The following is a 14,366-nucleotide window of genomic DNA, read 5'->3' on the forward strand; positions in this document are numbered from 1 at the left end:
ATAGCATTAAAAACCAATCAAGCGGTAATGTCGTTACTGCCGATGATTGCAGTATCACATGTAAGAATCAATTCAATCTAGATATGACGATCAAACGCTGACGCTTTCTCCACTTGATCTGTACGGTTCTCATCCATAACTTGAATCAGCTTATTTAAACGGAAGATCAGCGCTGCAGCTTCGGATCTGCTTAAGTGCTGCATGGGACGGAAGCTGCCGTCTTCATATCCGGTAATCATGTACAAACCTGCAAGTTCCTGCACTTCTTCTTTGGCCCAATCAGATACATCAGTCTGGTCGGTAAACGCTCTTGGGGAAGTCAGCGGTTCCGGTCTGATTTTACGAACAACATTTGCTATAATCTTGGATGCCTGTTCCCGTGTCACCAGCGCATGTGGAGCGAATTTGCCGTTCCCCATGCCTTGAACCATCTCATGATGAACGGCTGCCTTAATCTCAGGAGCAAACCAATCCTCATCGTTCACATCCTGAAATCCATGTTGTTCATTAACCGTTGTGTCCACACCCATCAGACGCACGATTAATGCAGTGAACTCCGCACGGGTGATCGGACGGCGTGGCTCGAAGCGAGTTTCACTTACACCTTGAATGATATTTTGTTCCGCCAGCCAGGTGATCTGATCTTTATTGAATGTTTGGCTGATATCAATAAATTTGATAATTTTTTTCACAGGTACATCAGGCTGCTCAGACGGTTCTGGTTGTGAACTCACCTCATCGGCTTGTTCCGATGTACCGTTTGGACTCGGGGTTGCACCGCCACCGCTCCAGGAGGATGGTGGATACGGAAAAGTCATGGCTGTTGCCCGTTTTCTTTCACTTTTTTCACCTGCTGAATTCTCCGTCCATACTTCCACCTCATAATGCTGCTCGGCATTCAGTCCTGTCCATACATGACTGCGCTGCGTGCCACGGTAGATCTCACGATCTTTATGGGTGATCACAATCACCTCATTTATTGAATCCAGTTCCCAAGTTAGCTTAATCGCACTTGTGCCTTGCGCTACGGCTGCAACTGTCAGATCCTCGGAAGGCAACGTCTCGAATTCCGGAACCTGGAGCGCCTCACCCTCACCTGCCTCATTAAATGGAACGATTGCAAAGTCAGTATAACGCTCGGCACTGTTTAATTCAGACACATGTATGGATGTCTCCGTTGTTGTTCCCACAAGCTCTTCGTTTCGATAAACTCGATAACCCCCAGCACCAGGAATCAGTTCCCATACAATGTCTGCACCATACATGGAACGCCCCTCTACTACAGGAGATGAAGCAGCACTACCAGGCAAAGTCATTGCATGAAGGTAATAACCACCATCACTACTGCCGGAGGCATTCATGGCCTTCACTGTATAGATATAGTTCACGCCCGGTTCGAGTTCCTTGTCGTCATAGAACAGTTCGTCTGCAGGAACACGAGCAATCTCTACACCGTCACGCTCAATGATAAACTGCTCGGCACCTTCGACCCGGCTCTGTTCCAATAGAAGACGAATGTGGTCCTTCGCCGAATGATACTCCACTTTGACCGGAGCTGCTGGCTTGGTCAGGACAGAATACGCCAGCTTCTCCGATGCATCTCCTTGATCATTCTCTGTGTAGATTTCAATCGAGTACTGTTTGCCTGCATCCAGTTGATCAACAATAAACTCTTTTTGTTTGCCTCGGTATACTTCTGTACCATCCAGTAATATAACGAAAGTTTCGTTCCCATAAGGGAAGTCCCATTCCAGTTTGGCGTGATCTGTCTCCGGATATATCTTCATTTCCAGTGAATCCACATGAGGCAAGGTGTAAAAAGGAGTCACGATCATTGGACTTCCTGAACCAGCCGTATTATAAGGAATAATCTGTATCTGATCATATCGGGTTGCACTCTCCAGATGAGTTAATCTCACCTCTGTGATATCCCCTTCTTCAATCGTGGTGAACATCTGATCTCCGATACGTACGGTATATCCCTCCGCACCTTGTACCTTTGGCCAAGAGATCAATCCCTCTTTTTCCCCAATCTTGCTTGCATGTAAAGGTTCATGAATGATCGCAGGCAACGTTCGCAAGTGAACTTCGAAACCGGAATCACTCTCTCCCGTTGCATTGGATGTTTTGATGGTATACGTGTAATGCTCTCCTGGTGTCAGTCCAAGATCTTCAAATGAAGCTTGATCCGCTGGAACCTTAGCGACTTCAACACCATCCCGCATAATGATGAATTGCTCTGCTCCCCGTGTTGAGCTTCCAGTCAGGTCCAATACCGCAGTCTTATCTGTGATGTGTGTTATGCCTGCCGTCTGAGGTGATATGGGTTTCGTTAAAACTTGAATCTGAATAGACTCTGACCGATGCCCATCTTCATTAATCGTAACAAGTTCGAATTCATACGCCGTGCCATCCAGGATACTATTGAGATGTACAGACGGTTCAGACACGCTCTGCACATCTCCCGTTACCCGATTACGAATCTCATATGCTACTGCTCCCTGAACAACATCCCAAGCCAGATCCACCACATGTGTTCCGGCTTTCACTGTTATACTTTCTGCAACCAATGGCAACGTTTGAGTCATTACACTGAAAGTAAGCGGCGCACTCGTTCCACTCGTATTGACTGCCCGAATCACATAAGTGTATTTCGTTCCTGGCAACAGATCCTTGTCTACGAAATGGGTTTCACTTAAATCCATCTGAGTGATCTCTCTTCCATCCCTTTCAATGACATAATGATCTGCCCCTTGGACACCAGTGTTACTGAAATCCAGACCCAGGCTGTTTTTTGCCACATCATATAACGCAATCTTAACGGGTTTCTCAGGCAAAGTCAGCAGAGATACATCCGTCGCTTCAGAACGAGTTCCCTGTCTGTTGACCGCCCATAGTTGATAGCGATGCCATGTTCCATCCTTGAGTCCTGTAATCGTTGCTTCATTCTCCATTCCTCTATAGATCTCCTTACCATTCTGCTCAATCACGTATTCAGCGGCACCTTCCACGACAGACCAGGAAACTTTTGCATGATGTACTCCTGAATCAACAAGTACTTCGGCAGGCGACACAGGTTTGGACAATCGGATGAGCTGAGCTGTTTCACCTGATCCAGAAGCATTCACAGCCTGAACTTCCAAAGCGTACTCTGTACCTGGCAACAATCCCTCAAGCATGTAGGCCAGTTCTGATGTTCTGCCCATTTCTGTTCCATTGATTTTCACAATATAGAGATTCGCCGTATCTACAGCTTGCCATGCAAGTCCCATACTTGTCTCACCAGTCGATGTGACATTAAGTCCTTCCGGCCTGCTAGGTAGCGTAAGAATTGTACTACTAGTAGATACACCGTACCCGGCAGCATTGCCCGCCTGTACTTCATAGGTATACTCATGACTGCTTGACAGGTGGTGAACTGCGAGTTGTGTATCTGATATCTCATGGCTCTGTCCATCGATGACCACCCGATATTTCGTTGCCCCAGCTACAGGCTCCCAGCTCAAGATTGCTCCCTGTTCAGTTACTTGAACAACGTGAAGTCCCGACGGGTTCTCCGGTAGTGTTGTTCCTGATACCGAACTGCGTATCCCCTGTCCACTTCCGTTCACTGCTTGTACATCCAGTTGATAAGATGTTCCTGAACTCAGTCCCGCATAGACCCATTCTTGGGTTCCGGCAGAAACCGTTCCCGACATCTCTCCATTCAACCATAACTCATAACGATCGGCTCCTCGTACTGCTTCCCAATTCAGACGAAGGCTCGCTGTGGAAGCATCGGATACCTGTAAGCCGGACACTTGCCCAGGTAAAGTCTTGAGCAGAGGTAATCCTGCCAACGGTCCTGTTCCTGTCTCATTTCCGGCAATTAACGTATAGCTGTACTCCGTTCCGCTATCCAGACCCGAGTCCAGATACTCCGTCTGCTCTCCTTCATATATGGCTGCTCCATCACGTGAAAGACCATAATACGTTGCAGAAGTCACTGTCTGCCATTCTAATGAAATATCATGCTCCTGAATTTGAACGGCCATAAATTCTCCGGGCATTGCCGGCAGTGTGAGAAATCCGGTTCTACTGCTACCACCTGCTCCACTTTCATTCATTGCCGTTACCGAAATGTTATGAATGGTTCCTGGAACGAGGTTGCTAACATAGGGAAGGCTGCCAGGATCAGATACCGTCTGATCAAATACGGTGGCACCGTCCGAAGTAGTCGCGATGATGCGGTAAGCATCTGCTCCTCGTACTGAATCAAAATGAATTTCGGCCAAATTGGGCTGTGAATCTACTTTTCTAACGTGCAACGTTCCGGGAGCTGCCGGGGTAGTTAATACTTGAACACTTACTGCATCACTTACTCCGGTATGGTTTCTCACTCTAACTTCATATTCATAGACCTGACCACCGCTTAGGGAGTTATCGATTATACTGTGGTTAGGATAATCCAGTGTCCATGACTGTCCTGTCGTTTTATTCGTTATCTCATACTGATATCCATCGGTATACCTTTCCCCAGTTGGCAAATCCACTGTAAGTTCAGCTGAAGTCTCAGCGATCTGTGTCGTTTTCACATGAGTCGGTTGCTGGGGCTTGCGTTGAATAAGGTAAGGTGATGATGTTGTCTCATATGTATTCCCTGCTCTGTCCATGGTTTTCGCATGGATGTACCATATACCTTCCGATTCGATGGATATTTTATGCTGGTCAGAGCGAGCTTCAAGCCAATGCTCCGGTGATTCTGCACTGTTCGTAACTTGATAGAATCGTTCCCGTTCCTGAATGCCTGAGTGGTCATCGGCATACTGAATGGTAGTGGATATATCTATATCCGTCCAAGCATGTCCGTTCGGTGCAAATGTAATCGTTGGAGCCATCTGATCCACATAGGCGATTCGACTCACTTCCTTGCTTACATTGCCAACAGTATCCCTTGCTCTAGCCCGAATGGTGGTAGCGCCGTTTGTGCTTACTGTACCCGTATTGCCTGCAATATAAGGAGCATCGTTCATGCTGTATTCATAGGATATCGCTTGTTCATCCACACTTCCAGCGATAGTGAATTGCACATGTTCTTTACTCCATCCAGAAGGGCTTAAACTAATCACCGGCTCGGTTGGAGCTGTCGTGTCAATTCGAACTGTAGCCTGAGCGGACGTGCTTATATTGCCTACACGGTCAAGTGAGCGTGCATATACGATCGTTTCTCCCTCATCGGTAACCGTCACTTCGCCCGTGTAATCGATCCAGGGACCTTCTTTGTTAAGTCGATATTGGCTCTTGGCAAGCCCACTGCCCGCATCTTCACCACTGTTTATTGCAAAAGTTACATCCTCATTCGTCCAATCCTCTTCACTTAACGCAATCGTTGGTTGCTCAGGCCCAGTCTTGTCGATTCTGGCTGTTGCCGAAGTGGAAGCACTGACATTGGCGGCCCGATCAACACTTCGTGCGTAAATCTCAGTTATCCCTTCTTCACTTAGTGTAAGAGGAGCCTTATAGTCGATCCATTCTCCCTCACTTCCCAGCTTATATTGTGTCAGACCAATGCCACTCGCTTCGTCCGTACCCTCCGTTAATGTCACGATTACCGCCGCTTTTGTCCAATCGGGCGGATTCAGCGAGATGACAGGTGGCGTTGGTGCCGTCCGATCTACTCTGGCTGTCACAGCCGTTTCCTGTCCTGTATTACCAAACGCATCAATACTGCGTGCCATAACAGTTGTGTTGCCTTCACTGTTTACGGTAAACGGATCGCTATATTCACGCCATTCTCCTGCCGGACCAACTTTAACTTCAGTCTTCTGAGTTCCGCTCAAGGCATCCTTTCCTTCTTCAACCGTGATGAGAACATCTTCCTTGGTCCATGAGGATGGAGTGACTGTAACGGAAGGAGCAGTTGGACCCGTTGTATCTTTAATCATCTCTCCAGCGGATATAAACGGGGTCTGTATCCCTTCACCATTCAGTGCCGCCACAAGAACTTCATATTTACCATCCGCGAGTCCGGTCAGGGCAAATTCTGTACGTGTGGAAGTTGTTGTTCCCGTTGCGAGGACTTGCCCACCTGGACTGCGTATTTCCGTTTTGTAATGAGTGCCCGCAGGATTGCTATTATTATTCCAACTCGCTGTAACAGAGTTGCCTGATTGTGTCACAGCCGCAGCAGCGGGTGGATTCGCCAATGTATATTTGGTGGATGGACTGGAGTACCCCGTGAAGGAACCACTTGAATTTTTGGCACGTACAGCAAAAGAATAACTGGTATTCGGAGTGAGCCCTGTCACCTGCCGACTGTTTGACGCACCTGTATCCACGATCTGATTCGTGGTCATATTCTTCAGCTCATATGTAACAGAGGCGTCATTGGCCTTCTTATCCCAGTTGACCGTCAAGTTATTAGGGTTAACCAGTGTATAAGTCGGCGTTCCAGGCACAACAAAACTTCTAACCGTAAAGTTAACGGTTCCTGCTGAGGACACTCCACCTTTGTCATCCATGACCCATACTTGCAATGTGTGCGTACCATCTGGCAGGGTGTCAGGCAATGTGTAGTTAGTGTTGAAAGACTGATTTGAACCCGTCGCGGTCATCTGGGTCAAAATGTTCTCAGACCCACCATCAATGGACCATTTCACGGTCAATAGGTCTCCTACATCCGTATCTCGCGTTGTACCAGAGATCTGAAGTTGCTCGCCTTTGTAATACGTTTGCCCCGAAGAAGGAGCCGTTAGTGTAAATGAAGGCGGAACGTTCTGAGGGCCGATTCCCACGATCGTTGAAAATTTGCGTGAAGCCTGATTCGCTGTTGCTTTGGCATTCCACCAGAATTGCGCAGCTGTATCACTCGCCGTAACGGTCTGCCCTGTAGTGAATGACGAAGGTGAAGAACCCCCTGTTAGCTGCGCATTGTCCGGACCGCTGTACTGTCCCATGTATATGCGATCTGCATTCACAACATTGTACGTATTCGCATAAAAAGCCGTGACCTGAACGCCGCCGCTGTAATTGCGCCATCCATTCTCGATGACTTCAAACGGAGATGCATCATTGCCATTCACCATCGTATCCCAATAAAATGTTCCACCCAAATTCAGTGCCGATCCACTGCGGTTGATGGCTTCCAGTTCAACCTTCATGTATCCACCTTGTGAGGTAGCATTAACGATAGATACACGCAAAATATATTCGACATTGTCCTTTTGCCGGGACATTTCAATCACATTATTGTTAATTCGGTAATAATTAAGCGGCAATGTTTTGAAGTTCACGGGTGATCCATTATGGTCGATAATGGTGGATACATTCCCTGTATCACCACCGTAAAATACATTTGTGTTTGGTAGTAATACAATTCTGTATTTACCATCACTGTTCATCTCCACTTTCACCTTGGAGGACTGTACAGCCTTCATGCTGGACGTATCGGATACAATCCCGATCGTTTCAACCGTTTCAGCCATTACCGTCGTTGCGCCCCATTCAAGCAACAGGGCTTGAGGTGATAATAACGCAAATGCCAATACCACTTTGGTTAACTGTTCCGCTTGTTTCTTCACACGTTTTCCTGATTTCTTCAACGTCTACTCTCCTTTTTGGCACACAAAAAAAAGGAGGCACCCCAACAAAGGAACGATGTCCTAAGTTGGGGTGCCTCCCCTAACAAGTGTCATTTTTTCTTGATTATAACGATTAAGCGCATGAATGTAAACACTTGATCATGAACGCCTTACTTCTCATTTCTCATCTCTGATCTTTAATAACGCTTCGTCTAGTGCGCCAACGACCTTGTCACACCATACATCAAATTCCGGATCTTCGGTCTGTAATTCAGGATGCGCCAGAATGTGCTCAATCGTACGTCGAATGCCCTGATCAGCTCTTGTCGTTGCTACAAATTCCGGAACAAGCCGCTTCAGCTTGCTGTTATCAAAGACAACGGTATTGGCTTTGTCACCCAGCAATCCGCCGCGAAGATCCTGATCACTGCATGCGGCCAAGAACTCAGAGGGTACATGCACCGCATGAAGCTTAACGCCCAACACACCAGCTATAATCTCATGAATCTGATTCCAGGTGACGGATTCATCCGAGGTGATATGTACCGATTCACCAATGGCATGGATATTTCCCATAAGCCCAATAAACCCTTTGGCAAAATCAGTATTGTGCGTAATGGTCCACAGTGAGGTGCCATCTCCGTGGATGATAACGGGTTTTCCTTCACGGATACGCTTGAGAACCTGCCAGCTGCCTTGAGCACCATGAACACCGAGAGGTACCGATTTGTCGCCATACGTATGGCTCGGACGCACGATGGTAACAGGAAACCCATGCTCGCGGTATTGTTTCATCAGATAGTCTTCACAGGCAATCTTGTTGCGAGAATACTCCCAGTATGGATTCGATAAGGGCGTACCTTCCGTGATCCGGTAATCGGCCAGAGGAGTCTGATACGCTGATGCTGAACTTATAAATATAAACTGCTTGGTTTTATCCTTGAACAAACGGTAATCTCGCTCCAATTGAGACGGTACAAAAGCGATAAAGTCTGCCACAACATCAAATTCCAGATCAGCAATCAGTTCCGCTACACGTGCCTCGTCATTAATATCGGCTTGAAGTACGTTGACCTCACTAGGTAAGTCATCGTTATGATTGCCACGATTAATTAAATAATGTTCACAGCCTTGCTGTGCAAGCATCTCCGTAATGGCCGTACTGATGGTGCCTGTCCCTCCAATAAATAGCGCTTTCATTTCGCCACCTCCTGATCGATTTTACCCACTTTCTCATGATATCACGCACCAAAAAAAGGAGCAAAGCTCGGTGACCCGAAACCTTGCTCCTTCTGCTTATACGACCTTAATCGTTGCATATATCATGTACATGCCGCAATGGATCTCATATTCTCCCTTGGGCAGATCTTTGTCGACCGTATAATAATTAGGTCCCTTTTGCATGTATAGATCCATGCCAAGCTTTTGTGATCCCACTGATTTCACATGTGTCACCGACCGGGTCAGAATAAAGTTGATTTTGGTCGGTACGCCAGCTTTAACCTCGATAACGTCTGGTCCAAAACCATCGTTGCTCACGTCCACATCAATGACTTCATATCCCTTCAAATCCTCCGGAGTCTCAGCTTGTGCTGTTACCGCACTTCCCGATCCGGGGGATACGTCTTTGCCCATAAAATAAACCAAAAATGATCCAAGCAGTACAACAACGGTCAGACCCAGCGTTAACCAAGGCCATGTTTTTCCAAACCAGCTTTTCATATAAACACTCCTCATTCGATGTCCCATCAATATTCAATCAACAGACGGATGTATTCATTAAGCATACCTGATTCGCATGACAATGAAAATGACCCCTCTGGGCTATTGCGATTGAGCAAAAATATTTCAATAGAAAAAGCCTGATTTCTCAGGCTTATCTACGGGTATTCCCGTTCATGCTTCGCAATATCCCTTTTTGTATAACTCAGGAATAGATCGGTGTATTCCGACTTCGTCTCATGCGTAATTTATACAACTCTGGCAGGGCTACACCAATAAGTACAATAATAACTCCGAACCATTGCAATCCGCTGACATGCTCATGGAGCACGATTGAGGATAACAAAACTGCAATTGGAAGCTCCACTGCACCCAAGATTCCGGCCATGTCACCACCAATATGCGGAACGCCGATAGCGAACAGTACTGGTGGAATGAATGCCCCGAAGAATCCAAGCAGCAATCCAAATACAAGCAACTGGCTCCAGATCAATCCGTTAAAGAGGAATGTCGGCGGGAACAAAATGCACAGCAGGATCAATCCGCCCGTAACCATCCACGCACTGCGGAAGGCTGGATGCGCTGAAGGAACCGCTTTGCCGCTGAACAAGACAAACAGGGAATAACTTACGGCTGCCATTAGTCCAAGAGCAATACCCAGACCGTTGAACTCACCCAGTCCCTGTTCCAGGAAACCGGCTGCCAGCAAAGTTCCACCAAACAGAATGATCAACGTCAGGAATGTGACTTTGTCTGGACGTTGACGTTTGCTTATCGCCTGAATCAATACACTAATCCAAGTGAACTGGAACAACAGGATAATGGCAAGTGAAGCCGGAATGTAACGCAAAGACTGATAATACACGAGACCTGTAATTACCGTTGGTGTTCCAGCAGCCATCAATATCAGACGTTGTTTCCACGTCAACCGCTTGAATACCTGTGCCACGGCTCCTGATGCTTTGCCATTTGCCTGTGACTTACGTTTTGTTCTAAATTTTGTGTATAGCGCCAGCATCCAGGATAGAAGAAAACCCGTGATCAGCTGTGCTCCCACAACCTCTCCAAGTTTATATCCTTCGCCGTACGCCAGAACCACAATCGTGGATAATATGCCATAGCTCATCGCTCCCGCGAGAACGGACAGATAATATTTCATTGTGAATAAACCTCCTGATGATAAGAAAAATACGCCTGCATGTTGGTTCATGCCAAGGTCACAGACACCATCTAAATGCAAAAAATCCTAACTACGAGCAAGGAATACATTGATTCCTTGGCATCGTAGTTAGGAAGTATAGGCTTCCCGTAGAGACCCTCGCCCTGTGTACACTTTCGGCCTGCGAGGTTATACGAAATGATATATGCAATTTGATGTAATTCGTGTGTGACGACTTTTCATATATTACATGGGAGGTGAGATGGTGTCAACCCTATTCCGTATAAAAAGTTGAACTAAATTATTACACCGAGTCGCTTCGATCGCTGTACCATTCTTCGAGCACTCTAATTACGTAAAAACGTCATGTCCGATTGGAGCCTGAGGAGTCACACTCCAATGTTTGTTGTAAACCTGCCTTCAATCCATCCAGATCCAGCCCATCTACGGCAAAAGCCTCACGGATCAAAGGCGGCGCGACAAATTCATCATACTTGCCCAGATAAGGTGCTTCATCTGCAGCCAGTAACGCAGATGCGTCTTCAGCCGCCCGACACTCACTCATAATCTCGGCTAACAATGTTCGTTCATCGACCTTGCCCGACACTACAAAATAATATGGCTCCATGGGTACAACTGAACGCAAGGCAAGTTTCTTGGACAGATTATGCTTCATCAGGCGCTCCAATGTACGGAATGATTTACTTCCAACCCAAGGAAGAACATACATCGAATCTCCCCCTGCCGGAATCACGACTTGCTTCAACAGTCCACTTTCACGAGCTAGGCGGCGTGCCCGTTCAAGTCGATTGACGGCTTGCGGTGACAAGTAGGGATAGATGGTCGAGTCGGACAACACTTCACGCATTTTCTGTACTACCGACGTATGAATATCTCCTCCCGCTCCAAGCCATAACGTATCTACCTTACCTTTTGCAGACTTCACATATACAGCCTTGTGCTTGTGATCGACCTCTTCCACTTTCCACAGTTTGCCTGCGAGCGAGAAGCAATAGCCAGGTGGGGGCACGGTTGTAATCGAACCAATCTCTTCCGAGCCGTTCAGTACTTTATGTTCCTCATCGTCTTTAAACACGGCGTAGAAGCGATAATTATTCACAATTTTCTCACCTGTCAGACCGATGATCAATGTTCGATCCTCTGTCCATTGCAGATGATCCGTCTCAATGAGGTAATTCAGGAAAACCTGATATTGTTCAGGTCTAATCAACGCAAATGGGGCCAGCGAAAGGATGGCTTCTGCAAGATCTCTCGGCTCCGCCTCCCCCATACTTTTCAACATGCTCATCGTCTGATGGTAGAGCACACCTATGGGCATTTTGCGAGCTTCAAGAGGTTCGACCCACTTGGTTTTTACATAGAGCTCAATGACAGCAATCGCACGCATCAACGTCCACGGCATACGTGCTGGCAATTGCGCTTCCTCATCCTCTTCCTCCGGACATACAAAAAGCATCTCCGATGCCATGTCCTCTCGTCTCCCTGAACGTCCCAGACGCTGTACAAAGCTAGACGCACTATACGGTGCACCGAGCTGAACCACACGTTCCAGTTCGCCCAGATCGATGCCCAGTTCAAGCGTGACCGTTGCCGCAGCAACCGCAGGCCCCGATCCAGTGCGTAGGGCAGCTTCCGTCTCTTCCCTCAGCATAGCCGAGATACTTCCATGATGCACATGGAATACATCACGCTCTTGCCTGCGAGCCGCGACTCGCCGCATCTCAAGAATGGTGACTTCAGCATCCGTTCGGCTGTTGGTGAAGATCAGCGCTTTTTTACGATGTGTACTCTCATAGATGAAGTCGTAGTAGGCTTTGCGTGCGTTATGAAGTTGCTCCGCCTGCTCCTCGTCCTGTGCATCTGGAAAAGAGAAATGTTCCACCCGCAGTCGCAGCTTGCGACCCCCCGGTGAAGAGACCACATCCACCCCCTGCTGCGTTCCGGCAGCAAGCCAAGATGTAGCCGCATCATAGTCACTAAGTGTAGCGGACAAGCCCACTCTTCGCGGTGCGCAGCCAGCCATACGCTCTATTCTGGCAAGTTCGCTGAGTACTTGAATGCCCCGATCCGCTCCCATGAAAGCATGTACCTCATCGATGATGATATATCGCAAGTCATGAAACAGCGCCGGGATTGCATTCGGTCGATTCATGAGCAGACCTTCCAGCGATTCTGGCGTTATCTGGAGCACACCGGACGGATTTTTCATCAGTTTTGTTTTCTCCGCCTGAGGTACGTCCCCGTGCCAATGCCAAACCGGAATATTTCCTTCGGATAACAGATCCTTAAGACGTTCGAATTGATCATTAATCAGGGCTTTCAGAGGTCCAATGTACAAAATGCCAACCGACTTGGAAGGCCGTTCATACAGCTCGGTTAATGCAGGAAAAAAAGCCGCCTCCGTCTTGCCGGAGGCCGTTCCCGCCGCAATCAGCATATGATGCGGGGTATGAAAACAGATATTGCAGGCCTCAATCTGAGCAGGACGAAGCGACTCCCATCTTTTTTTATATATAAATTCCTGAACAAACGGAGCCAGCCGATAGAACGGATTATCACTCATAATTCAAACTCCGCCAGAAAGTCGTCCAGATCATCTGTATTCGCGGAAGCATCTGTCCCTTTACCCGTTTCCTGAGGTTTGGCAACCCGCTCGCCAAGTAATTGAGTATAAGTCACTTCAGGATTCTGGTGTAACGTATGCAGAACATCCATAAAGTCTCGTACCACTTCACGCGTGGTCAGCAATTCATCCGCACCCAGCCGGTTCACCGCCGTTTGCATAAAATCAACCAATTGTTCATCCGTCAGACTTGCGCTGTATCCAAAATGCAGGGCATGAATCTGCCGCAGCTTCTGAAGTAAAATCAGAATCTCTTCATGCGATAACATCGCCAGCTTCAGGATCGGACCTGTGTAATTCGCATACGCTTTGGCTGCATAACGACCATCAATAAGCCTGGAGCGAAGCGCTTCATAGCTGTATAATCCGCGCCGTTCATCCTCCACAAATTGCGGCGTACCACCTACAAATATGCCCAGGTGCTCCGCCTTGCCCTGCATCGTATCATTGAACATGGTCAGCAATTTCTCATAGTTGCTTTGACGGGAGACACTGTTTGTAATTTTGTACAGATTCACCGCTTCATCAATGAACAACAACAATCCTTTGTAACCAATGCGCGCTGTGAATTCAGACCACAATTTGAAGTAGTCATACCAGTTATCATCGTCAATAATGACCCCAACAGCGAGTTCTTTTTTCGCTTCCGTTTTGGTTGCAAATTCTCCTCGAAGCCAGCGAAGCGCCGCCTGTTTGCGATCATCATCAGCCAGCTTGTACCCGTTCCAGTACGACGCCAGTACTTTGGCAAAATCAAAGCCGTGAACCAGATTCTGCATCTCCCCCGTCACCGCATAGATCTGCTTCTCTACTTCCAGCGGCAGAGCGGGATCATCCGGGCGCAAGTTCTGACTCTGCATCGTGGACTGTTGCAACCCTGCGATCCATTTTTGCAAAATCGGCTCCAACGCTCCCCCATCCGGGCGTGTGCGTGTAGACAGACGAGTCATCAGTTCGCGATATGTCGCAAGTCCCTGCCCTTTGGTTCCCACCAATCGACGCTCAGGTGACAGATCCGCATCCGCAACAACGAAGTCACGATCCATCGCATAGTTACGAATCATTTGCAAAAGAAAGCTTTTACCGCTGCCGTAACGACCCGTAATGAGTTTAAACGCAGCGCCTCCCTCGGCGATATTATCCATATCCCGCAAGATGGCTTCCACTTCCGGTTTCCGACCAACAGCAATCTGCTCCAGTCCTATGCGCGGGACAACACCAGCTGTCAATGAATTTACAAGCGCGGTGGTCAGCCGCTTTGGTATTTTAAGTTCTGTCACTG

General features: G+C 47.7%; 6 protein-coding genes and 1 riboswitch. All 6 genes read right to left on the reverse strand.

What is annotated here, in order from left to right:
* Nucleotides 1–77: 77 nt before the first annotated feature.
* Nucleotides 78–7,580, reverse strand: coding sequence for a fibronectin type III domain-containing protein (locus AC1DE7_RS07545; protein ID WP_477534056.1), 7,503 nt, complete (start codon nt 7,578–7,580; stop codon nt 78–80).
* 156 nt (nt 7,581–7,736) lie between these two features.
* Entirely contained in the window at nt 7,737–8,759 is a 1,023-nt protein-coding gene (locus tag AC1DE7_RS07550; RefSeq protein ID WP_477534057.1) for an SDR family oxidoreductase, read from the reverse strand.
* Between the two features lie 96 nt (nt 8,760–8,855).
* Entirely contained in the window at nt 8,856–9,281 is a 426-nt protein-coding gene (locus AC1DE7_RS07555; protein WP_017688751.1) for a cupredoxin domain-containing protein, read from the reverse strand.
* A 205-nt stretch (nt 9,282–9,486) separates the two neighbouring features.
* Nucleotides 9,487–10,440, reverse strand: coding sequence for an EamA family transporter (locus AC1DE7_RS07560; RefSeq protein WP_017688752.1), 954 nt, complete (start codon nt 10,438–10,440; stop codon nt 9,487–9,489).
* Nucleotides 10,441–10,546: 106 nt separating this feature from the next.
* Nucleotides 10,547–10,657, reverse strand: a riboswitch (purine riboswitch).
* A gap of 147 nt (nt 10,658–10,804) precedes the next feature.
* The gene (locus AC1DE7_RS07565) at nt 10,805–13,024 is read right to left on the reverse strand and encodes a DEAD/DEAH box helicase (RefSeq protein ID WP_477534058.1); all 2,220 of its coding nucleotides are present in this window, start codon (nt 13,022–13,024) and stop codon (nt 10,805–10,807) included.
* The gene (locus tag AC1DE7_RS07570; protein ID WP_047842754.1) at nt 13,021–14,364 is read right to left on the reverse strand and encodes an ATP-binding protein; all 1,344 of its coding nucleotides are present in this window, start codon (nt 14,362–14,364) and stop codon (nt 13,021–13,023) included. The genes AC1DE7_RS07565 and AC1DE7_RS07570 overlap by 4 nt, the downstream gene beginning before the upstream one ends.
* Nucleotides 14,365–14,366: the final 2 nt, after the last annotated feature.

Source organism: Paenibacillus sp. 10L310, from assembly GCF_056395745.1.